This is a genomic window from Hamadaea sp., assembly GCF_013362815.1.
Taxonomy (GTDB): Bacteria; Actinomycetota; Actinomycetes; order Mycobacteriales; family Micromonosporaceae; genus Hamadaea.
Window position 1 is genome coordinate 19,754 of sequence record NZ_JABFVK010000043.1, and the last position, 21,413, is coordinate 41,166.

Sequence of the window (21,413 nt, forward strand, 5' to 3'; positions counted from 1 at the left end):
ATCGTTTGATGGAGGCGCTCTCTACCCCCCGCCCTTTCTGCGCGATCATGAACCTTCGGTCATGATCGACCGGCGTGTCGTGTCCCGGGCACCCTGATCGACTCCGCAACCGGGTGATCGACATGGCGGGGGCGGGCGTGAGCGCGACGGGCGAGCGCGACGGCGAGTCAGGCCGCCGGCGTGGGGCCGACGTACCCGCTGCTCCACCGGAAGCGATGCGGCGGTTGGGCGTACTCCTCGATCGCGTGCGCGATCCATCCCGCAGTACGCGCGAGTGCGAAGATCACCTCGGCCGCACCCGGCCCCATCTCGGCCGCGTACGCGAGCGCCGCCAACGCGAAGTCGATGTTCGGCTTCGCGTTGGCCGTCGCGACCAGGTCGTCTAGCGTCGACTGGAGGCCGGCGGGAATCGGCACGACGTCGAGGAGCGCCCGCGCCCGGGGATCGCCGTCCGGGTAGAGGCGCTGGCCGAGGCCCGGCAGCCCGCCGCTGCGCAACTGTTCGGCGATCGCGGCGGCGGCTCCGTCGCGGGCGGCCGTCTCGACCAGGCGGTACACCGCGGCACCGACCGCTCCGTGCATCGGCCCGTCCAACGCGCCCAATCCAGCCGACACCACGGCGTACGGGTGCGCTCTGGTCGACGCGGCAACGCGTACCGCAATAGTCGACGCGGCCAAGTCATGGTCGGCGAGCAAGACGAGCGCGGCGTTGAGGGCCCGGAGATCGTGCGCGGCGGGCGAGCGATCGGTGAGGCGCGACCAGAGGCGGGCCGCGATGCTCGTGTCGGCGGGCTCGCCCCGCGCGGGCAACGCGTCGACCATCGTGGCCAGCAACTCCGGCGCATGGGAGACCACAGTGGACGGTGACAGGTCGAACCGCAGCGGGTCGGTCGCCGCCGCCACCGCGACGATCACCGGCAACCGGTCGGCCAGGCGCGCGTGCGGCGGCAGCTGCTCACTCGCGCGCCGCGCCCGCTCCAGCGCCTCGCCCGGCGCGACGAACGCCACCGGCTCACAATCCCACAGCAACGTCGCCACGTGCTCAAACGCGGTGTCCACCAGGCTCGCGGCATCGCGGCCTCGATAAAAGAGCCGGTTGTACGCGATGAGCGTGATCGCCGTCCGCATGGCCGGTTCGGCATCCCGTTCCGGTCGAGTGCCCTGCGTACGGGCGGCGAGCCGCTCGACGTCGGAGAGCCGGAAGCGGCTGATCCGCTCGCCGGGCACCTTGACTCGAGTCAACAGTCCCCGGCTCACGTACGCGTAGATCGTCTCAGGCTTGATACGCAGCCGCCGGGCGACTTCAGCGGTGGTCAGCAGGTGATCTTCGGCCATGTGGCCATGGTCTCACATTGACTGAATCAACGTTGACTGCCTGCGTTTGTCGGGGCGACGCTCACGGCATGCCTGAACTCGTCACCGTCCCCCGCGGACTGGCCGGAGTCGTGGTCACCGACACCACGATCGGCCACGTACGCGGCCTCGAAGGCTTCTATCACTATCGGCAGTACTCGGCGATCGATCTCGCCGAGCGTCGTACGCTCGAAGACGTCTGGGCTCTGCTGATCGACGGCGCCCTGCCGGCCGCCTCGCTGCAGGAGGAAATCGCACCGCTGCGCCACATTCCGCCGGTGGTCGCCGCCGCCCTCCCGTCGATCGCGGCGGCCTCCTCATCAGTGGACCCGATGGGCGGACTCCGCGCCGCACTCGCCGTCGCCGGCCTGGCCGCGGGCGCCAAGCCGCTCTACGACACGTCTCCTCCGGAGCGTCGGTCCCAAGCGATGCGCCTCTGCGCCCTTACGCCCTCGTTGCTGGCAGCGCTATACCGCCTCCGTCTCGGCCTGGAGGTTGTGGAACCGCGCGACGACCTGCCGCACGCCGCCAACTACCTGTACATGATCACCGGTTCCGTTCCCGCACCGACGCAGGTGGCGGCGATCGAGAAGTACCTGATCGCGACGGTCGACCACGGCTTCAACGCCTCGACCTTCACCGCCCGGGTCATCGCCTCCACCGGAGCCGACCTGTACGCCTGCATCGGCGGCGCCCTGGGCGCGCTGTCCGGCCCGCTCCACGGCGGCGCGCCGAGCCGAGCACTGGACACATTGGACGCGATCGGCTCTCTTCCTCGGGCAGACGCGTGGCTCCGAGAACGAATCCTCAGCGGCGACCGGATCATGGGCTTCGGCCACCCGATCTACCGCACCGAAGACCCGCGTTCCCGCATGCTGAAGGGCGTCGCCCAATCCCTCGGCGGACCGCTGGTCGACTTCGCCGTCGCAGTGGAAGCCCGAGTGCTCGCGCTGCTCGCCGAGTTGAAGCCGGGGCGCGAGCTGCACACGAACGTCGAGTACTACGCCGGGGTCGTCATGGAACTGTGCGGGCTGCCGCGCGCGATGTTCACGCCGACCTTCGCCGCCAGCCGGGTCATCGGGTGGTGCGCCAACGTCCTGGAGCAGGCCGAAGACTCGAAGATCATCCGGCCCGACTCCCGTTATGTGGGGCCGCCGCCGCCCCAGCCCGTCCCCTGCTAAGACGGCCGGTCGTACTTGGTCAGGTCGTAGCGGCGGATCAGGTCGATCAGGTTGTTCGCGTACGTCGGTGAGGTGGCGTACCCGGCTTTGTGGATCTCCCGGGCGAACCGCTCGGGGTCGGAGGCGTACTTCATCGCCGTCTTGTAACGCGACATCGTGGCGAGCTGCCGGCCGTGGTCGTCGAAGGAGTCTGCCATCGTCCGGTACGCCCGGAAGGAAGCCCTGGTCGTGCTGCACTTGCCGGCCGTGCACTCCTGAGTCGCGTACGCCGAGCAGCCGACCGCGATCGGACCGGGACCGCCGAAGCACTTCATCCCGAAGTAGCTGTGGTCCACCCGGGTGAGGGTGCTGCGCCCCCAGCCGGATTCGAGGATGGCCTGCGCGATGGTGACCGAGGCGGGCACCTTCCACGTACGCGCACTGGCCTGGGCAGGCCCGGCGACCCGGGCGAAGAAGGCGTCCTTCGTCGCGGCCGGCACGGTCGCCGGAGCCTGCCCGCACCAGGGGTATCGCGGCTTGGCCGGAGCCCAGCGCACGTACTTGTCGGCGACGTAGCGGCCGGCCCCGATCCGGTCCCAGACGGCGTTGCCGTCGATCGTGGTGCCCCAACTGCGGCATTCGACCTGCAGACCGGCGGAGTCGCCCAGGGAACCGACGGTGGAGTGAGCGGTACCCGGCCCGGATCGGACGTTGAGTCCACCCGAGGTGACGTCGACGGCGGCCGACGTCGCATCCACCGGCGGATCGCCGCACCACGGCAACGCCGGACGGCCGTTCGGCCACTGGAGGAACCCGTCGGCGACGTGGCCGTGGCCCCAGTCGAGCCGATCCCACAGGGCGGCGGTGCGCTGACTTCCCTTGACCTGCTGACCCCACACCTGGCAGATCACCCGGACGGTCGAGCCGTCGTCGACGGTGCCGAGGATCGCGCGGTCGGTCGCCGCGCCCGAGCGTACGTTGAGCCCGCCGGGGGCTCGGACGATCGCTTTCCCTCCGCCTCTCGCGGTCGCTCGATCGAGGGGCTGGGCGGCGCTGGACGGGCTGGCGTTTGCCGGGCTGGCGAGGGCGAGTGCGCCGAGGAGCAGGCCGAGCCCGGCGACGCCGATGAACTTCATGCTCATTCAACGCAAATCCGAACTTACCGTCACGACATGACAAGTCAGGACAGTGGCGTTGGTCTCAGCAAACATTCATGGTCGCCGTGCGGCAACCCGGCTAGCGTTGCGCCCCATGGCAGAAGGATCGGTCTATACGTCCAGATCACGGACCCGACGACGGGTACGGCGATTCGTCATCGCCGGCGGGCTCGCCGTCGTGGTGCTCCTGGGGGCGGCCGGCGTCGGTGGCTGGCTCTACCTGCGCGGCGTCGACAAGAAGGTGGACCGGATCTCGGTCGCCGCCCTGAGCGACACCAAGCAGTCCGCCACCACCCCCGAGGGCATCGCCGACGGCGCGATGAACATCCTCCTGCTCGGCAGCGACTCGCGCGACCCCGACAACACCAGCGGCTCGCGTACCGACACGATCATGGTCGCCCACGTCAGCGCGGACCACGAAGACGTCCAGCTCGTCTCGATCCCCCGCGACACCTGGGTCTACGTCCCCGAATCCGGTGACGGCGAAGGCGGCGAAAACGCAAAGATCAACAGTGCGTACGCCTGGGGCGGGGCGGACTTGATGGTGCAGACGGTCGAGAAGTTCACCGGTCTGCAGCTCGACCACGTCATGATGATCGACTTCGCCGGCTTCAAGGAGATCATCGACGCCGTCGGGGGCATCGACATCAAGGTGGACAAGACGTTCACCTCGATCCACGCCCCGCACCGGAAGTTCACCAAGAACGCCGCGGGCACCACCACCCACATGGACGGCGCGACCGCGCTGGACTACGCCCGCCAGCGCAAGCAGTTCGCCGACGGCGACTTCACCCGCATCGCCCACCAGCATCAGATCATCAAGGCCGTGATGGACAAGGCGACCAGCACCGGAACGATCACCGACCTGACCAAGCTGACCTCCTTCCTCAACGCCACCGCGAGCGCGATCACCGTGGACGACACGCTGTCGCCGCTCAACCTCGCGTGGGCCCTTCGGGCTATCGGCAGCTCCGACGTCACTTTCCTGACCAACCCCACCAGCGGTACGCCGACGATCGACGGCCAGAGCGTGGTCAAGTCCGACACAGAGAAGGCCACTGAGCTCTGGGAGTCGGTCGGCAGCGACACTGTCGCGACATGGGCGCTGGCCAACCCGTCCTACGTACGCTGACCCCGCCCGCGCCGGAGCCCGAGTTGATCATGAGGATGGGGGCGCGACACGCCGAACAGGCGGGACCATGGGTTCATGATCAACGCTGGGGGGCGACGTCGTAGCGGTAAAGGCTGAAGTCCTTCATGACGCCGACGAGATGCGCGGCGTACGCCGGGGAGGTCGCGTACCCGGCTCGTTGGAGTTCCAGGGCGAACCGGTCGGGTGAAGCGGCGTACTTCATCGCCGTCTTGTAGTACGGCAGCCGGGCCAGTGCCCGTCCGTGGTCGGCGAACGAGTCGCTCACGAGCCGATAGGACCGGAACGCGTCCCTTGTGGAGTAACACCGGGAAGCGGAGCATTCGCGGGTGGCGTACGTAGAGCAGCCGAGAGCGATCGGGCCCGGGTCGCCGAAGCACTTCATCCCGAAGTAGTTGTGCTCGGTGACGGCCAGCGGACTGCGTCCCCAGCCGGATTCGAGGATCGCCTGGGCGATGGTGACCGAGGCGGGCACCTTCCACGTACGCGCGCTCGCCTGAGCCGGTCCGATGACGGCAGCCAGGAACGCCTTGTTGGACGACGGGGCCGACGGGGCAGCCGCGCCGCACCAGGGCAGCCGCGGTTCGCCCGCGGGCCAGCGGAGGAACGCGGCCGTCACGAATCGGCGTACGCCGAGCTGGTACCACACCGGGTCGCCGCTGATGTTCTGCGACCAGACCCGGCAGATCGGACGCACGGCAGCACCTGAGCCGACCGAGCCGACGATGGCGTGCGATGTGGCCGGCCCGGAGCGCACATTCAACGGGAACGACAGGTTCACGACTGCGGTACCAGCCGGCACGGACAACGCCGCGCATGTCGGCGCCGAGGCCCGTCGGGTGGACCAGGAGAGGAACGCGTCCGAGGCGTACCCGCCGGTCGTCAGGCGTACCCAGGTGGTGGTGCGGCGGACCGAGCCGACGATCTCCTGTCCGCGTACCCGGCAGGAGATCGAGACGGTCTTGTGCTGCCCGAGGCGGGATAGGACGCGATCGCGCAACCACGGCCCCGAGCGGACGTTGAGCCCGACCTTGGACTGGACCACCGCGCGGCCGGGGCCAGACGCGGCGGCAAAGGCCGAAGACGGAGCGGGTAGAAGCACGACACCGAGCGCAATCGCGACAAACCTTCGCAGACCTGCCATAAGTCGACGATAACCGGGTAATGCCCATAAAGTGCGAGAACGGCGTGATCTTCACCGCTAACCCCGGCCCCGATGCCAGATCATGGCAGCCCACCCGGAACAATGGTCAGTATGCTGACCCGCCCGGATCTCCGTAACGTCGCGATCGTCGCGCACGTCGACCACGGCAAGACCACGCTCGTCGACGCCATGCTCAAGCAGGGCGGGGCGATCCACACCCGCGGCGAGATGGCCGACCGGGTGATGGACTCGATGGACCTCGAACGTGAGAAGGGCATCACCATTCTCGCGAAGAACACCGCGGTCCACTACCAGGGCGCGGACGGCGAGTCGGTGACGATCAACATCATCGACACCCCGGGCCACGCCGACTTCGGCGGTGAGGTCGAGCGCGGCCTGACCATGGTCGACGGCGTCGTGCTGCTCGTCGACGCGTCCGAGGGCCCGCTGCCGCAGACCCGGTTCGTGCTGCGCAAGGCGCTCAAGGCCAAGCTGCCGATCATCCTCGTGATCAACAAGGTGGACCGTCCCGACGCCCGGATCAAGGAGGTCGTGGACGACACGTACGAGCTCTTCCTCGACCTGGACGCCGACGAGTCGCAGATCGACTTCCCGATCGTGTACGCCTGCGCCCGCGACGGCATCGCGTCGCTGAGCCAGCCGGAGGACGGCAAGATCCCGTCGGACTCGGAGACGCTGCAGCCGCTGTTCCAGACGCTGCTCGACACCATCCCCGCGCCGACGTACACCGAGGACGCGCCGCTCCAGGCGCACGTCACCAACCTCGACGCCTCCCCGTTCCTCGGCCGGCTCGCGCTGTGCCGCGTACGCGAGGGCGTCATCCGCAAGGGGCAGTCGGTCGCCTGGTGCAAGACCGACGGGTCGACCGAGCGCGTACGCATCTCCGAGCTGCTCATGACCGAAGGGCTGGAGCGTAAGCCGGCCGAGCAGGCGGGGCCGGGCGACATCATCGCCGTCGCCGGGATTCCGGAGATCATGATCGGCGAGACGCTGGCCGACGCCGAGAACCCGATCCCGCTGCCGCTCATCACGGTGGACGAGCCCGCGATCTCGATGACCATCGGCACCAACACCTCGCCGCTCGTCGGCCGGGTCAAGGGGGCCAAGGTCACCGCCCGCATGGTCAAGGACCGGCTCGACAAGGAACTCGTCGGCAACGTGTCGCTGCGCGTACTGCCGACCGACCGGCCCGACGCGTGGGAGGTGCAGGGCCGCGGCGAGCTGGCGCTGGCCATCCTCGTCGAGCAGATGCGCCGCGAGTCCTACGAGCTCACCGTCGGCAAGCCGCAGGTCGTCACCCGGGAGATCGACGGCAAGGTCTGCGAGCCGGTCGAGCGGCTGACCATCGACGCCCCCGAGGAGCACCTCGGCGCGATCACCCAGCTGCTGGCCACCCGCAAGGGCCGCATGGAGCAGATGGTCAACCACGGCACCGGCTGGATCCGGATGGAGTGGCTGGTCCCGGCGCGCGGCCTGATCGGCTTCCGGACCGAGTTCCTCACCGACACCCGGGGCACCGGCATCCTGCACCACGTCTTCGAGAAGTACGAGCCGTGGTTCGGCGAGCTGCGTACCCGCAACAACGGCTCGCTCGTCGCCGACCGGTCCGGCCCGGTGACCGCCTTCGCCATGACCAACCTCCAGGAGCGCGGCACGCTGTTCGTCGACCCCGGCACCGAGGTCTACGAGGGCATGATCGTCGGCGAGAACTCGCGCTCCGACGACATGGACGTCAACATCACCAAGGAGAAGAAGCTCACCAACATGCGCTCCTCCACGGCGGACGAGACCGAGAAGCTCATCCCGCCGCGCAAGCTCTCGCTCGAGCAGGCGCTCGAGTTCTGCCGCGAGGACGAGTGCGTCGAGGTCACCCCGGTCGCCGTGCGCATCCGCAAGGTCACGCTCGACCAGACCCAGCGGGCGCGCGAGACCGCGCGGCGCAAGCATCAGAATTAACCGATACGCACAACGGGGCGGTCCGATTCGGACCGCCCCGTTCGCTGTCTCCGACGAGAGCGTCAGCCCTCGCCGACGCAGAGCTTCTTGCCACCATCCCGGTTGAGGTCGCCGGACATGCGCTCGACCTCGGCGATCGCCGACGCGGGGCAGGATGCGTCCCGGTCGACGACCGAGATGATGACCCCGTCATGCCGCTGACTGCAGCTGACGAAGTCGACGTTGTCGTCCGCCAGCACGGTGATGCATTTGCCGACCTGGTTCTCCGGAGTGTCGTTGGCCGACATCCACGCTCCAAGCCCCAGGAGGAGGACCGGCAGCAGAATCAGGTAGGACAGCGGTCGCAGGAAGACCGGTCGGCCGGGCAACGCCGGCATGACGGTCGACCCGGCCGGCGGCACCGGGGCCGCGAGCTTACCCACCTTGCGCCGGGCGAGCAGGTTCTGGATCACCGTGATGGGAAACAGCAGGAGGGAGATCAGGCCCAACCAGCCGACGCCGAGAGTGTGCGACATGGCGGCCCGGAACACCGACAGCCCGCAGTTTCGGCAGAACGGACCCGGATAGGCCCGCATCTGCCGCATGATCACCATTCCGGTCTGCTGCTGGAAGACGGCGTCCGTAGCGGGTGTGCTGCCGCAGTAACGGCAGGTGACCTGGGGCGCGTGCATCGGCGTGGCGGCGGGCCGCTCGGACAGGTTGGGCGGAAAGAGATCGGTCATCGTCTGCTCCGGAGTCGACAAGCTCAAGGGGTCGGGAGCAGGAGCGTAGCGGAGCGGCGATCTTGCCGCCGCCCCGTCGACGGACTAGATCAGTAGGCGAAGCAGGGGCAGCTGACCATCAGCGCGCGTACCGGCCGGACGTAGTCCGGATTCGGGATGACGATGTGGTCGCCGACGTCGACTGCGAGGTAGCCGTAGTTGTAGGCGGCGATGACGGCGTTCAGCAGGCAGGGCGTCTGATAGTTGGGCACGTTGGGATCGGTGCTCACACAGTCGGCCGCGTCGAGGGTGTAGTCGCTGCCGAAGTAGACGTAGCCGAAGTACGCGATGAGCCACTGCAGGTACGCCGCGCCGATCATCGTGTTGCCGTTGAGGGTGCGGACGTCGTAGCTCGTACCGAACCGCTCGTTCATCCAGGTGGCCGTCGCCGGCATCACCTGCATCGTCCCGATGCCGCCGTCACAGGCCATGATCTGGGACTGCCAGCCGCTTTCCTGCCAGGCGACCGCCTTGATCAGCGCCGGTGGCAGCGTCACACCCGTATAGCGGGGATCGTTCGCCCAGAACGGGGTCTGCGCGGCGATTTCGAGCGCTGTGCGTACCACCGTCTTGGGGGCGTTGACGCCGACGTAGTACGGGCATCCGTTGCTGCCGGGCAGCGGCGCGCCTCGCCGGGGCACGGACGGCGGAGCGTCCGACAGATCGACTGAGCGGCGCGGCAGGGGAACGCCCGCGTTGGCCCGGCGCGCCTTCGACTGTGTGGCGGACGGCGTGGGCGCGAGTGCGCCCGCCGCCTTCGGCGACGGTGTCGCAGCGGCCGAAGCTGCGGGGGACTCCAGCGCCGAGGCGTCTCCCGCGCCGGTGCTCAGCACGCTCGCCGAATCGGTCGTCGTCTCCGAAGTGGACTTCGAGGGCGAGCTGCCGGCGAAGCCCCAGGCGGCGAGCCCGGCCAAGGTCACGCCCGCGAGAGTCGCCGCAAGTGGGACGGCGAACCATGTTTTACGCATTCGGTGTTCCTCCCCGTGTTCTTGACGAACTCCGGAACCGTACCGTCTTGTCCGGACAGCGGCCACCGCAGTACTACTCAATTCGGTCTGAGTAGCCGTCCGGATGGAATCGATTCCGCACTGACGCGATAACGTGCAGGACCATGACGCCCGAACTCGACGCCCTCACCCCGGAACTGGACGCCCTGGTCGCTGACGGCAACGGCACGATCTCCGTCTGGGCCGGCTCGGTGGCGGCCGGCGCTTCCGGTGGCCCGGCCGCGTACGCCCGCGACGCCGACGCGACCCACTACGCGGCCAGCACGATGAAGGCCGCCGTGCTCGTGGCGCTGTTCCGGCAGGTGGAGGCGGGCGAGCTGAGCCTCGGCGACGAGCTCGAGATCCGCAACGAGTTCCCGTCGGTCCAGCCCGGCGCGGGCGACTTCTCGATCGACGTCACCGACGACAACGACGACGAGGTCACCGACCGGCTCGGGCAGCGGATGCCGATCGGGTGGCTGGCCGAGCGCATGATCGTCCGGTCCAGCAACCTGGCCACGAACCTCGTGATCTCCCGGGTCGGCGTCGACGCGGTGAACGAGGTGTGGCGATCGGTCGGCGCGCGGCACTCGGTCACCGGCCGGGGCATCGAGGACGCGGCGGCCCGGGCCGAGGGCGTCACGAACCTGGTCACGGCGGCCGACCTGGCGGCGCTCTTCTCGGCGATCGCGAACGGTACCGCCGCCGCGCCGGGCAGTTGTGCGGCGATGATGGAGATCCTGCGAGCTCAGGAGTACCGCGAGGACCTCCCGGCCGGGCTGCCGCCGGGTACGCCGGTCGCGGCCAAGAACGGCTGGGTGACCGGCGTACGCCATGGGGCGGGGGTCGTCCTGCCCGACGGCGAGCCGCCGTTCACCCTCGTCGTATGCACGACGACGCTGCTCGGTGAGGCGGAGGGCGCGGCGTTGGTGGCCCGGATCGCGGCGGCAGCCTGGCGGGACCGAAAAGCCTTCACATAAGCTGGCCGGGTGCCGATCATCGAAGTGCGCACCCACCGCCTCACCGCTCCCCTGCATACTCCGTTCGTCACCGCCCTGCGGCGGACGACGCACGTCGAGAGCCTGGTCGTCGAGATCGTCGACGAGGAGGGCCGGTCCGGCTTCGGGGAGGCGCCGCAGGTCTGGCAGGTGACCGGGGACAGCATCGACGGCTCCCGGGCCTGCGTCGAGCAGCTCCTCGGGCCGCGCCTGATCGGCGCCGATCCGGCCGAGGTCGTCGGGCTCAGCCGGGCGATCGAAGGGGCAGTCGTCGGGAACGAGGCGGCCAAGACCGCGCTCGACTGCGCGCTGCACGACCTGGTGGCTCGCCGCGCCGGGCTCCCCCTCGTACGCACGCTGGGCGGCGCTGCTCTCCGCGTACAAACTGATGTGACTTTGTCGGCCGGTGAAGCCGAAGGTCTGCGCGAAGCCGCCGCCGCCCGGGTCAAGGAGGGTTTTTCCACCCTGAAGCTGAAGGTGGGCACGGACGCCGCCGGTGACCTCGCCCGGATTCAGGCGGTACGCGAAGCGGCCGGGCCGGCCGTGACCATCCGGCTGGACGCGAACCAGGGCTGGACCGCCCGGGACGCGGTGAAAATCATTCACGGCCTGGAGGACGCCGGGCTGGGCATCGAGTTCGTCGAGCAGCCGGTGGCCCGCTGGGACCTCGACGGGCTGGCCTGGGTGAGCGACCGGGTCGACACCCCGATCATGGCCGACGAGTCGGTGTTCAGCGTGCGGGACCTCGTCGAGGTGATCCGGCGGCGGGCGGCCGACCTCGTGAACGTCAAGCTGGCCAAATGCGGCGGCCTGACGAACGCCAAGACGCTGCTCGAACTGGCCCGCGCGCACGGCCTCGGCACGGTCGTCGGGTCCATGATGGAGGGTCCGATCGGCATCGGCGCGGCCGCCTCGCTGGTCGCGGCCTATCCGACCACCGCGGTCAGCGATCTCGACGCGGCCTGGTGGCTGGCGTCGTCGCCGGTGACCGGCGGCATCCGGTACGAGGGTTCGGCGGTGGTCCTGCCCGACGCACCCGGCCTGGGTGTCGCCCTGTGACGGCGGCTCGGATCGGCGTCGCCACCGCGACTCTTTTTCGCGAGCCGACGACGGATCGGCCATCGGACGCGCCCGCCCTGGGTCCGCTCACCGACATCCGCACCTGGGTCGCCGGCCTGGAACCGGCTGAACGACTGCGGCCCGCCGTCGTCAGCCAGGCGTTGCTCGGCGACCCCGCCCTGGTGGATTCCACTGAGGACGGCTGGGCCCGGGTGGTGCTGACCGGGCAGCCCGCCACCGACCTCGATCCCCGGGGTTATCCGGGCTGGCTGCCGTCGTGTCAGCTGGCTTCCGGCTCGTCTGACGCGTCGTCGGGCTCGTCCGGCTCGTCGGCGGGCCTGGCTGACGGCGACCTGGTTGTCGCGGTGACTGCGACGACGCTGCGCGACGTGCCCGAAGGCGACCTCGTGCTGCCCTCCGTCGTCCTGGGTACGCGACTGCAGTCCGTTGCGTACTCCCCGCTGCGGTCGGCCTCCGGATGGCGGGCGGTCGGCGTACCGGGGTTCGCGGAACCGTTGTGGGCGCGTTCACTCGACGTCACCGCCGTTCCCTCGTCGGTGACACCGCGGGAGGTCCTGAAAACCGCGGCCATGCTCCGCGAGACGCCGTACGTGTGGGGCGGGCTGTCCCCGTTCGGCATCGACTGCTCCGGCCTCGTCCACCTCGCCTGGCGACGGCACGGCGTCACCCTGCCCCGGGACGCGTACAACCAGGCGGCGTTCACGACGCCGATCCCGTTCGGCAGCGAACGCGCCGGTGATCTCTACTTCTTCGCGCGCCCCGGCGAACGGGTGCACCACGTCGGGTTCGTCGCCTCCGCGCCGCGCGGCGACACCCGCGTGATGCTGCACGCCTGCTCCGATCGCGGCGAGGTCGTCATCGAGGAGATCAGCGGGCGGCGTGCTGCGACCTTGGTCGGCGCCCACCGCGTCCCGCTCTAGGCGCTTTCACGCTGACGCGCGTTGATCAACCGCCGGTGGTACGCAGTGCACCCTTCCGCCATCGGGAAAGGTGCACCGCGCACCACTCAGCCTTGGCCGCGTACCTTGTGCGGTTGCTCGGCCGGAGCCTCACCCGACGCCTGGGTCCCGCCCGACGAAGCGGGCTGCACGGAGGAGTGCGCAGCCGAAGCCAGCGCCGCCTCGGCCCGGGCATCCCGGCCGGATTTGATCAAGCTCGCTATGGTCGCGACGATGAGCGTACCGAGGATCACGGTCAGCGAGAGCCAGATCGGCACGTGCGGAGCCCAGCCGACCGGTTCGCCGCCGTTGATGAACGGGACGTTGTTCGTGGCGAGCGCCTCGAGGAACAGCTTCACGCCGATGAACGCGAGGACGACCGACAGGCCGATCGACAGGTAGACCAGGCGATCGAGCAGGCCGCCGAGCAGGAAGTACAACTGGCGCAGGCCCATCAACGCGAACACGTTCGCGGTGAAGACCAGGTACGGCTCCTTGGTGAGGCCGAAGATCGCCGGAATCGAGTCCAGCGCGAAGATCAGGTCGGTCGTGCCGATCGCGATCATCACGATGAGCATCGGCGTGAACAGCAGCCGGCCGTTGACCCGGGTGGTGAGCTTGGCCCCGTCCGACTGCGGGCTCATCGGCAGGATCCGGCGCGCCGTCCGGATCATGATGTTCTCCTTGTAGTCGCCTTCGTCGTCCTCACCGTGTTTGACCAGGCCCCACGCGGTGTAGATGAGGAAGGCCCCGAAGAGGTAGAAGACCCAGGAGAACCGGCTCACCACGGCCGCACCGGCGGCGATGAACCCACCGCGCATGATCAGCGCTATCACGATGCCGACCAGCAGCACCTTCTGCTGGTACATCCGAGGCACGGCGAAGCGGGCCATGATGATGACGAAGACGAACAAGTTGTCGACGGAGAGGCTGTACTCGGTCAGCCAGCCGGCGAAGAATTCACCGCCGTACTGGGCTCCGTGTGAGGCGTACACCCAGATGCCGAAGACGACCGCCAGGCCCACGTAGAACGTGACCCAGAGGGACGACTCCTTGAACGAGGGTTCGTGCGGTCTCCGGCCGACGATCAGCAGATCGACGACAAGTAGAGCCACCAGGGCTACCAGGGTGATTGTCCATTCCAGCGTGGACACGTTCATGCAGGATTTCCTCCGGTCGGCAGCGTCATGCCCCGGAGGTCTCTCCCGCCACCACGCGAACGCCGGCGACCGGCGGCTCCGGGTTCCGATGTGCGAACCGTGCTGACGAAGCCGCCGCGAGGGAATACTCCCCTCCCGTAGCCTCCATTGTTCCTCATGAGGTGCCCGGAGGCCCAACAGGGGTGGTCGGCACGCCGTGGCAGGATGCCGTCATGGTGTTGGAGATCGCTCAGTTCGAGATCACGCCGGGTGCCGAGGAGGCGTTCGAGGCTGCGTACGCGAAGGGCCGCGCGCTCCTCGCCGAGACGCCCGGCTTCCGCGATGCCCGGATGACGCGCGGGGTGGAGTCGCCGTCCCGTTTCGTCCTGCTTGTCGAGTGGGACACCGTCGAGGCCCATGAGGTCGGCTTCCGCGGCTCCGACCGCTTCCCCGCCTGGCGCGCGCTCATCGGCCCGCATTTCGCCGCGCCGCCGGTGGTCGAGCACTACGCGTACTTGCCGTGAAACTGGTCACGGCCGACGGCGTACAAATTGATGCTCATCATGACCCCGGTCCGCGCGACCAGGCCTTCGTGCTCGCTCACGGCTTCACCGGGGCTTGGAAGAAGCCGGCGGTACGCCGGGCGGGGGCGGTCTTCGCTCGCCACGGGGGCGTGGTGTCCTTCGATTTCCGCGGGCACGGCCGATCCGGAGGCCGATCGACGGTCGGCGATCGGGAGATCGAGGATCTCGATGCGGCAGTTCGGTGGGCGCGAGAGCTGGGGTACGCCCGGATCGCGGTCATCGGGTTCTCGATGGGCGCGTCCGTCGCCGTCCGGCACGCCGCGCTGATCCGCGGGGTCGACGCCGTGGCCGCCGTCAGCGGACCGGCCCGGTGGTACTACCGCGGGACCGTCCCGATGCGACGGGTCCACTGGGTGATCGAACGGCCCACCGGACGGCTGGTGAGCCGGGTCGTGCTGCGTACGCGCATCGCCCGCAACGGCTGGGATCCGGTGCCACCGGCGCCCTACGAAGTCGCCGCGAAGATCGCGCCGACGCCGTTGCTCGTGGTCCACGGCGATCAGGACGCGTACTTCCCGCTGGAGCACGCCCACCAGCTCTTCGACTCGGCCGCCGAGCCGAAGGAACTCTGGATCGAACACGGCTTCGGGCACGCCGAGAACGCCGCCCCGCCCGAGTTGCTGGAACGCGTCGCGCAGTGGGTCCTCCGCTCGGCTCTCACTCAGCCGTGACCGCGCCGGCTTCGTTCTCGGCCGACGGGATCGGGCCGGCCGGTCCACCGAGGAACTCCTGGAGCACCGCGGCGAGCTGGTCGGGGACCTCCTCGGCGAGGTGGTGCCCGGATTCGAGGGCCACACCGCGTACCGCGTCGGCCCAGCCGCGCCAGACCTCGACCGGATCGCCGTAGAGGTCTTCGAGATCGTCCCTCGTGGCCCACACGACCAGCGTCGGGCAGGTGATCCGGCGTCCGGCCCGCCGGTCGGCGTCGTCGGCGTCCCGATCGACGGTCAGCCCGGCCCGATAGTCCTCGCACATCGCGTGCACCGTCGCTGGATCGTGCAGCGCCTGTCGCAGATCGGCGTACGCCTCCTCGCCCATCGCCTTCGCGTCGACCTGGTACCAGGCATCGGGGTCGGCGTCGATCACGCGCTCGGCGGGCTTGGCGGTCTGACCGAGGAAGAACCAGTGCCACCATCTCGCGGCGAACCGGGCGTCGCAGCGGGCCAACGCCTCCCCGATCGGCACCGCATCCATGACCACGAGGTGGCTCACCAGCTCGGGATGGTCGGCGGCCAGCCGCTGCGCCACGTACGCACCCCGGTCGTGGCCGACGACGGCGAAGTTCCGATGCCCGAGTTGCCGCATCGCCTCCACACAATCGCGGGCCATCGCGCGTTTGCCGTACCCGGAGTGATCCGCCTCGGCCGGCGGTTTACTGGACTGCCCGTAGCCGCGCAGATCCAGGCACACGACGGTGAAGCCGACTGCCAGCAGGGGTGCCATCTTGTGCCACGTCACATGCGTACGCGGATGGCCGTGCAGCAGCAGGACCGGCGGGCCCGAACCACCCGTCCTGACCCGCAGAGTCACCCCGTCGCCGACCGCCACCTGGCGCAGCTCGAATCCGTCGAACACGCCGAGCCCGTTCCCCGGCGGGTGCGGCGGCGAAACGGAACACAGCTCAGGCGGCCGACTGCATCACCCGCAACTCCTTCTTCAGTTCCTGCATCTCGTCGCGGATCCGGGCCGCCAGCTCGAACTGCAACTCCCCGGCGGCGGCGAGCATCTGCTCGTTGAGGTCGGAGATGAGCCGGGCGAGCTCGTCGCGCGCCATACCCTGCGTCTTGGCCTCGATCCGGCCCTTGCTCCGGCTGGACGCGGTCGGCGTCGGCGTCTTGCCCCGGCTCTGCGCCCGGCCACTGCCCATCGCCGAACTCGAGATGACGGCACCACCGGGGCCATGCCCGGCCAGCGCGCTGTCGGTGTCCTCGGCCTCACGATAGATGTCGTCGAGGATGTCGTGGATCTTCTTCCGCAACGGCTGCGGATCGACGCCGTGGGCCTCGTTGTACGCGATCTGCTTCGCCCGGCGCCGGTTGGTCTCCTCGATCGCGTTCGCCATCGACGGGGTGATCTTGTCGGCGTACATGTGGACTTCACCGGAGACGTTTCGGGCCGCGCGGCCGATCGTCTGGATCAGCGACGTGCCGGAGCGCAGGAAGCCCTCCTTGTCGGCGTCGAGGATCGCCACCAGCGAGACCTCGGGCAAGTCGAGACCCTCCCGTAGCAGGTTGATGCCGACGAGGACGTCGTAGTCGCCCTTGCGCAGCTCCTTGAGCAGCTCGACCCGGCGCAGCGTGTCGACCTCCGAGTGCAGGTAGCGAACCCGGATGCCGTGCTCCAGCAGGTAGTCGGTCAGGTCCTCGGCCATCTTCTTGGTCAGCGTCGTCACCAGTACGCGTTCGTCCCGCGCGGTCCGCAGGTTGATCTCGTGCATGAGATCGTCGATCTGGCCTTTGGTCTTCTTGACCACGACCTGCGGGTCGACCAGACCGGTCGGGCGGATCACCTGCTCGACGAACTCGCCGCCGCTCTGCCGCAGCTCCCAAGGTCCGGGCGTGGCCGAGAGGAAGACCTGCTGACCGACGCGCTCCAGGAACTCGTCGAACCGCAGCGGCCGGTTGTCCATGGCCGACGGCAACCGGAACCCGTGCTCGACCAGCACCCGCTTCCGGGAGGCGTCACCCTCGTACATGCCGCCGATCTGCGGCACCGTCACGTGCGACTCGTCGATGACGGTGAGGAAGTCGTCGGGGAAGTAGTCGAGCAGGCAGTGTGGCGGGCTGCCCTCCTCGCGGCCGTCGATGTGCCGGGAGTAGTTCTCGATTCCGGAGCAGAAGCCGACCTGACGCATCATCTCGATGTCGTAACTCGTCCGCATCCGCAGCCGCTGCGCCTCGAGCAGCTTGCCCTGCCGCTCCAGCTCGGCCAGGCGGTCCTCGAGCTCCTTCTCGATCTGGCCCAGCGCCCGCTCCATCCGCTCCGGACCGGCGGTGTAATGGGTCGCCGGGAACACGAGCAGCTGGTCGACCTCGCGGACGACGTCGCCGGTCAACGGGTGCAGATAGGACAGTCGCTCGACCTCGTCACCGAACATCTCGATGCGGATCGCCAGCTCCTCGTACGCCGGGATGATCTCCAGAGTGTCACCGCGTACGCGGAAAGTGCCGCGGCTGAAGGCGATGTCGTTGCGGGCGTATTGAATGTCGACCAGGCGGCGCAGCAGCTGGTCGCGGTCCAGCTCCTGCCCCTTGACGATCTTCACCGTGCGATCGAGGTATTCCTGCGGCGTGCCCAGACCGTAGATGGCGCTGACGGTGGCCACCACGATCACGTCACGCCGGGTCAGCAGCGACATCGTCGCCGAGTGCCGCAGCCGCTCGACCTCCTCGTTGATCGAGGAGTCCTTCTCGATATAGGTGTCCGTCTGCGGGATGTATGCCTCGGGCTGGTAATAGTCGTAGTAGCTCACGAAATACTCGACGGCGTTGTTGGGCATCAGCTCGCGGAACTCCTTGGCGAGCTGCGCGCACAACGTCTTGTTGGGGGCGAGCACCAGCGTCGGCCGTTGCAGGCGCTCGACGAGCCACGCCGTCGTCGCGCTCTTGCCGGTGCCGGTGGCACCCATCAGGACGACGTGCTTCTCCCCCGCCCGGACCCGGCGCTCCAGATCGGCGATGGCCGTCGGCTGGTCGCCGGACGGAACGTAATCACTGACGACCTCGAACCTGCCGTCGATGCGGGGAATCTCCAAACCCATGCCTTCCAACCTAACGCCTGCGTATGACAAGGCCGCTTGATCGACCTCGGACAGCGGGTCGATCCGGGCCGATATTGCGATTGTGTGACGTGAACCATCCGAGTACCGTCAATAGCCGTAGGCCGCTCGCGGCGGCCGACCGGGGTAGTGATCGGACCTCCACACCGGCCGATCCCCCCGGCGCTGGGTCGCTGCTCCCGCGGCGACGTCACCGCCGACCCAAACGGCGAGGGCGTCGCGGGCCCGGTGAGCGCACCTTCGCGGTCGCGCGCCTAGCGCGCTGACCGGCCGCCGCGGGCGTCCTTACGCTTCCGGCGATCCCCGCCACCACTGCCAACGCGGCGCTCCCACGTTCTCTTCCCGCGCCCCGCGCCCGCCGGGGTCGCTCGCCTCACCGCGCACCGTCTGCGCCCCGCCGCCGCGCCACCGCGCTCGCCGTTAGCTGCAGATCAGGGTTACGCATGCCTCCGGAGCCGCGGGAAGCATGCGTAACCCTGATCTGCAGCGAATCCCCGTTGATCAACGGGACGAGGGCGGAGGGAACCCGCGTGGTGGAGGCTCCACAGTCGGGACAAACCGGGCGTTCCCGGCAAGGCGCGTTACCCGCGCGCCCCTCTCGCGTTGAAGCATGCCGTGGAGTCCGCCCGCCCGAACCGCCGCCGCAAGATCGCCACCGTTCTCGTCGCCGGATGCCTGGCGCTGGGCGCCGTCGCCGGGCTCAGCCAGGGCATGACGGCCTGCTCGGGGCCGGACAAGTCGGCCGACGCCCCGAAGGCCCGGCCGCTGACCGCCGCCGAGGCGGGCACGCTCGCCGGCGTACGCCTGCACAACTATGAGGATCAGCGAGCCACCGTCTCCGGTGTCGTCGCGGGCAAGGATCCCGACGGGAAGCCGAAGGACGTCCGCTTCGCGGGCTGGATCGACTGGCGGCGCTCGTTGCTGTATGTGCGTACGGCGGAACGGAAGGGCATGCCCGCGCTGCTCATCCAGGCGATGCCGGGAATCATGGCGATCCGGGCCGAGGACAAGCCCTCGGCCACCGCTGAGCCACCGGCTGAGCCGCCCACCGGGAACTGGCGCGTACGCCCGCTGGGCCTGCCGGTGCCGGAGCAGCCCGATCCGCTGGACAGCCTCGTCGCAGTCCTCCTTCAGCTGAGCGCCACCAAGGCGGACAACCCCGATCTCCTGCGTGACCTGCAAACGCAATGGCTGCGGAAGGACGCCGTCGACGGCACCGCCGTCGAAGTCCTCCTGGGTCCGGCGACCATCCCGATGAAGCCCGTCGCGACGTCGTCACCGACTCCCACAACGGCAGCGTCACAAAGTCCGAGCGCGACGAAGAAACCCGGTTTGAATCCCGCCGGAGTCAAACCGACGAACCCCAGCGCGACGCCGAGCGCCAGCCCGACGCCGGATCCCCATTCGCTGGTGGCCAACGGCGGGCCCGTCGCCTATTGGGTGGACGGCACGGCCCGCGTACGCCGAATCGAAGCGTTGCTCACCAACGACATCCGGGCCCGGGTGGACTTCGACCGGACGCGGCGGCCGGAGCTGACCGCGATCGCAGCCTTCGGCGGGGCGCTCATCAATCCGCGCAAGGTCACGGCGGCCGAGGCGAAAGCCCTGTCCGTCATGCGCCGGCGCACCCAAGCCGCCCGGGGCGGGCACTTCACGGTGAATCTGCCGCTCCCTCCGGCTCGGATGATCTTCGTCGACGGCTGGCTCGACTGGCGCACCGGTGTGGCGTACGCGCTCGCTCATGATTTGGACGACGACGCCCGGAATGTGCTCGTGCACGCTGGGCGTACCAGTGTGTCGTTGCGAGCGAGCACCGACAAGCAGCCGCCGCTTCCCGCACCGCGCGGCAAGTGGGAGCGGCGGTCCTGGGAAGACCTGGGCGTGCGGGTGCCCGCGACCGAGCTGGATGTGTTGCTGCACGAGGCGCTGTCGGTCGGCGTGCCGGGGCGCGACGACCCGAAGGCGCTGGCCAAGAGCGCTTACCGGCTGCGCCTGGACGAGCTGAACGGGCGGCCGGTCGCGGTCTTCGAGATCCACACGGCGGCGGACGCGGCCAGTCCGCCCGGCACCGCGCTCATGCGCTACTGGGTCGACCCGACCGGCGTCGTCCGGCGCTTGGAGATCCGCACGCGCCTGGGGTTCGCCCAGCTCGACATCGACTTCGGCAAGCGGCTGCCCACCCTGCCGTCACGCGTTTGAGGCAGCCGCCGCGACGCCGTCACGCGTTAGAGGCGGCCGCCGCGACAAGACGGGGCCAAGCCTTGTCGACCTGAGAACGCAGGTCGTCGAGGGTGCCCTCGTTGACGATCAGCACGTCGGCGACGGCCCGCCGCTGCTCGTCGGTGGCCTGCGCGGCGATGCGGGCGCGTGCCTCGGCCTCGGTCATCCCGCGTGCGGCGACGAGCCGGGCGACGCGAATGTCCTCATCGGCGAGTACCACGACGACCAGCTGATACGCGCCCGCCAAGCCCGCCTCGATCAGCAGCGGAACGTCGTTGACGACGACCGCGTCCGGCGGCGCCGCGCTCGCGAGCTCCGCCGTCCGGGCCCGTACTCGCGGGTGGATGATCGCTTCGAGCGCCTTCCGCGCGTCGGCGTCGCCGAAGATCTTGGCGGCCAACGCGGCCCGGTCGATCGATCCGTCCGCCGCGAGCACCCCGGCCCCGAACCGCGCGACGACCTCCGCGTGCCCGTCGGTGCCGGGTTCGACGACCTCCCGGGCCAAGCGGTCGGAGTCGATGACGATCGCGCCCAGTTCGCCCAGCCGCGCTGCGACCGAACTCTTCCCCGACCCGATGCCGCCGGTCAGCCCCACGAAAAGCATGCGGACAGCGTACGACGCGGCGTGGCATGCCGCCTTACCGCACTTAACAGACATAAAGTGCGGTTCCATGACAGGACGGCACCGTAGCGGCCAGCGCCGCCCGTTCACCGTCCGCGTCGCGCACCCGCGCCACTTGCGGCACGGCCGGGTCGCCGCTCCCCGCGCGCTCGGCCTGACTCTCGCGCTCGGCTTCACCCTTCTCATGATCAGCGGGTACGCCACGGCGGCGGGCGCCGTCGCGATAGCGGCGATCTTCGCCCCCTGATCAGCAGCTTTCCTTTCCCGAGCGCTTTCGGCCACGCCCTCCACGCGGTGCCTGCCCCCCGCGTCATGATCGTCGGCTTCCGACGATCAGTGCACGATTCGTGCCACGAATGTCGGCAGC

17 protein-coding genes and 2 pseudogenes are annotated in these 21,413 nt (G+C 69.3%); 10 read left to right on the forward strand and 9 right to left on the reverse strand.

All coding sequences use genetic code 11. The annotated features are described in order from the left end of the window. Nucleotides 1-167 precede the first annotated feature (167 nt). Nucleotides 168-1,334 carry a citrate synthase gene (locus tag HOV77_RS20295; protein WP_290864018.1) on the reverse strand — a complete coding sequence of 389 codons (1,167 nt, stop codon included), beginning with the start codon at nucleotides 1,332-1,334 and terminating at the stop codon, nucleotides 168-170. 68 nt (nucleotides 1,335-1,402) lie between these two features. On the opposite strand from HOV77_RS20295, the gene HOV77_RS20300 reads away from it, so the two are divergent. Beyond that, entirely contained in the window at nucleotides 1,403-2,533 is a 1,131-nt protein-coding gene (locus tag HOV77_RS20300) for a citrate/2-methylcitrate synthase (protein WP_290864019.1), read from the forward strand. Here HOV77_RS20300 and gsmA (HOV77_RS20305) read toward each other — a convergent pair. Further along, entirely contained in the window at nucleotides 2,530-3,654 is a 1,125-nt protein-coding gene (gene gsmA, locus HOV77_RS20305) for a sporangiospore maturation cell wall hydrolase GsmA (RefSeq protein WP_290864020.1), read from the reverse strand. The genes HOV77_RS20300 and gsmA (HOV77_RS20305) overlap by 4 nt on opposite strands. 109 nt (nucleotides 3,655-3,763) lie before the next feature. Here gsmA (HOV77_RS20305) and HOV77_RS20310 point away from each other — a divergent pair, with 109 nt between their 5' ends. Further along, nucleotides 3,764-4,801 carry an LCP family protein gene (locus tag HOV77_RS20310; protein ID WP_290864021.1) on the forward strand — a complete coding sequence of 346 codons (1,038 nt, stop codon included), beginning with the start codon at nucleotides 3,764-3,766 and terminating at the stop codon, nucleotides 4,799-4,801. Nucleotides 4,802-4,880: 79 nt separating this feature from the next. Here HOV77_RS20310 and gsmA (HOV77_RS20315) read toward each other — a convergent pair whose 3' ends face one another. Next, on the reverse strand, nucleotides 4,881-5,963 hold the full coding sequence (gsmA, locus tag HOV77_RS20315) for a sporangiospore maturation cell wall hydrolase GsmA (RefSeq protein WP_290864022.1): 1,083 nt from the start codon (nucleotides 5,961-5,963) through the stop codon (nucleotides 4,881-4,883). A 111-nt stretch (nucleotides 5,964-6,074) separates the two neighbouring features. Between gsmA (HOV77_RS20315) and typA the strand changes: the two genes are divergently transcribed. After that, nucleotides 6,075-7,940: a translational GTPase TypA gene (gene typA, locus HOV77_RS20320; RefSeq protein ID WP_290864023.1), complete on the forward strand. Its 1,866-nt coding sequence runs from the start codon at nucleotides 6,075-6,077 to the stop codon at nucleotides 7,938-7,940. 62 nt (nucleotides 7,941-8,002) lie between these two features. Here typA and HOV77_RS20325 read toward each other — a convergent pair whose 3' ends face one another. Together HOV77_RS20325 and HOV77_RS20330 are read right to left on the reverse strand one after the other, a co-directional pair. Further along, nucleotides 8,003-8,662 carry a hypothetical protein gene (locus HOV77_RS20325; protein WP_290864024.1) on the reverse strand — a complete coding sequence of 220 codons (660 nt, stop codon included), beginning with the start codon at nucleotides 8,660-8,662 and terminating at the stop codon, nucleotides 8,003-8,005. An 89-nt stretch (nucleotides 8,663-8,751) separates the two neighbouring features. Next, nucleotides 8,752-9,669: a lytic transglycosylase domain-containing protein gene (locus HOV77_RS20330; protein ID WP_290864025.1), complete on the reverse strand. Its 918-nt coding sequence runs from the start codon at nucleotides 9,667-9,669 to the stop codon at nucleotides 8,752-8,754. 143 nt (nucleotides 9,670-9,812) lie between these two features. On the opposite strand from HOV77_RS20330, the gene HOV77_RS20335 reads away from it, so the two are divergent. Genes HOV77_RS20335 through HOV77_RS20345 form a run of 3 tightly spaced genes read left to right on the forward strand, consistent with a single transcriptional unit; the run spans nucleotide 9,813 to nucleotide 12,685 of the window. After that, nucleotides 9,813-10,667, forward strand: coding sequence for a serine hydrolase (locus HOV77_RS20335; RefSeq protein ID WP_290864026.1), 855 nt, complete (start codon nucleotides 9,813-9,815; stop codon nucleotides 10,665-10,667). 9 nt (nucleotides 10,668-10,676) lie between these two features. Continuing rightward, on the forward strand, nucleotides 10,677-11,744 hold the full coding sequence (locus tag HOV77_RS20340) for a dipeptide epimerase (protein ID WP_290864027.1): 1,068 nt from the start codon (nucleotides 10,677-10,679) through the stop codon (nucleotides 11,742-11,744). Beyond that, entirely contained in the window at nucleotides 11,741-12,685 is a 945-nt protein-coding gene (locus tag HOV77_RS20345; protein WP_290864028.1) for a C40 family peptidase, read from the forward strand. The genes HOV77_RS20340 and HOV77_RS20345 overlap by 4 nt, the downstream gene beginning before the upstream one ends. Nucleotides 12,686-12,897: 212 nt before the next feature. Here the strand turns inward: HOV77_RS20345 and HOV77_RS20350 are convergent. Beyond that, nucleotides 12,898-13,863, reverse strand: a pseudogene (locus tag HOV77_RS20350) (TerC family protein); the annotation flags it as partial. A gap of 212 nt (nucleotides 13,864-14,075) precedes the next feature. Here HOV77_RS20350 and HOV77_RS20355 point away from each other — a divergent pair. Further along, nucleotides 14,076-14,366, forward strand: coding sequence for an antibiotic biosynthesis monooxygenase (locus tag HOV77_RS20355; RefSeq protein WP_290864029.1), 291 nt, complete (start codon nucleotides 14,076-14,078; stop codon nucleotides 14,364-14,366). Continuing rightward, complete coding sequence (locus tag HOV77_RS20360; protein WP_290864030.1) at nucleotides 14,363-15,097, forward strand: alpha/beta fold hydrolase; 735 nt, start codon at nucleotides 14,363-14,365, stop codon at nucleotides 15,095-15,097. Before HOV77_RS20355 ends, HOV77_RS20360 begins: the two co-directional genes overlap by 4 nt. Here the strand turns inward: HOV77_RS20360 and HOV77_RS20365 are convergent. Together HOV77_RS20365 and uvrB are read right to left on the reverse strand one after the other, a co-directional pair. Next, complete coding sequence (locus tag HOV77_RS20365; RefSeq protein ID WP_290864031.1) at nucleotides 15,084-16,001, reverse strand: alpha/beta hydrolase; 918 nt, start codon at nucleotides 15,999-16,001, stop codon at nucleotides 15,084-15,086. The genes HOV77_RS20360 and HOV77_RS20365 overlap by 14 nt on opposite strands. 46 nt (nucleotides 16,002-16,047) lie before the next feature. Next, the gene (gene uvrB / locus HOV77_RS20370) at nucleotides 16,048-18,186 is read right to left on the reverse strand and encodes an excinuclease ABC subunit UvrB (RefSeq protein ID WP_290864032.1); all 2,139 of its coding nucleotides are present in this window, start codon (nucleotides 18,184-18,186) and stop codon (nucleotides 16,048-16,050) included. A gap of 633 nt (nucleotides 18,187-18,819) precedes the next feature. Between uvrB and HOV77_RS20375 the strand changes: the two genes are divergently transcribed. Continuing rightward, nucleotides 18,820-20,403: a hypothetical protein gene (locus tag HOV77_RS20375; RefSeq protein WP_290864033.1), complete on the forward strand. Its 1,584-nt coding sequence runs from the start codon at nucleotides 18,820-18,822 to the stop codon at nucleotides 20,401-20,403. A gap of 64 nt (nucleotides 20,404-20,467) precedes the next feature. Here the strand turns inward: HOV77_RS20375 and coaE are convergent. Continuing rightward, a pseudogene (gene coaE / locus HOV77_RS20380) lies at nucleotides 20,468-21,028 on the reverse strand (dephospho-CoA kinase); the annotation flags it as partial. Between the two features lie 67 nt (nucleotides 21,029-21,095). Here coaE and HOV77_RS20385 point away from each other — a divergent pair. Beyond that, nucleotides 21,096-21,293: a hypothetical protein gene (locus tag HOV77_RS20385; RefSeq protein WP_290864034.1), complete on the forward strand. Its 198-nt coding sequence runs from the start codon at nucleotides 21,096-21,098 to the stop codon at nucleotides 21,291-21,293. The last annotated feature ends 120 nt before the right edge of the window (nucleotides 21,294-21,413 follow it).

What these genes read in the sequence shown, in the direction of transcription:
- HOV77_RS20295 (WP_290864018.1), bottom strand. Translation starts at nt 1,334, where the DNA reads ATGGCCGAAGATCACCTGCTGACCACCGCTGAAGTCGCCCGGCGGCTG.
- HOV77_RS20300 (WP_290864019.1), top strand. Translation starts at nt 1,403, where the DNA reads ATGCCTGAACTCGTCACCGTCCCCCGCGGACTGGCCGGAGTCGTGGTC.
- gsmA (WP_290864020.1), bottom strand. Translation starts at nt 3,654, where the DNA reads ATGAGCATGAAGTTCATCGGCGTCGCCGGGCTCGGCCTGCTCCTCGGC.
- HOV77_RS20310 (WP_290864021.1), top strand. Translation starts at nt 3,764, where the DNA reads ATGGCAGAAGGATCGGTCTATACGTCCAGATCACGGACCCGACGACGG.
- gsmA (WP_290864022.1), bottom strand. Translation starts at nt 5,963, where the DNA reads ATGGCAGGTCTGCGAAGGTTTGTCGCGATTGCGCTCGGTGTCGTGCTT.
- typA (WP_290864023.1), top strand. Translation starts at nt 6,075, where the DNA reads ATGCTGACCCGCCCGGATCTCCGTAACGTCGCGATCGTCGCGCACGTC.
- HOV77_RS20325 (WP_290864024.1), bottom strand. Translation starts at nt 8,662, where the DNA reads ATGACCGATCTCTTTCCGCCCAACCTGTCCGAGCGGCCCGCCGCCACG.
- HOV77_RS20330 (WP_290864025.1), bottom strand. Translation starts at nt 9,669, where the DNA reads ATGCGTAAAACATGGTTCGCCGTCCCACTTGCGGCGACTCTCGCGGGC.
- HOV77_RS20335 (WP_290864026.1), top strand. Translation starts at nt 9,813, where the DNA reads ATGACGCCCGAACTCGACGCCCTCACCCCGGAACTGGACGCCCTGGTC.
- HOV77_RS20355 (WP_290864029.1), top strand. Translation starts at nt 14,076, where the DNA reads ATGGTGTTGGAGATCGCTCAGTTCGAGATCACGCCGGGTGCCGAGGAG.
- uvrB (WP_290864032.1), bottom strand. Translation starts at nt 18,186, where the DNA reads ATGGGTTTGGAGATTCCCCGCATCGACGGCAGGTTCGAGGTCGTCAGT.
- HOV77_RS20385 (WP_290864034.1), top strand. Translation starts at nt 21,096, where the DNA reads ATGACAGGACGGCACCGTAGCGGCCAGCGCCGCCCGTTCACCGTCCGC.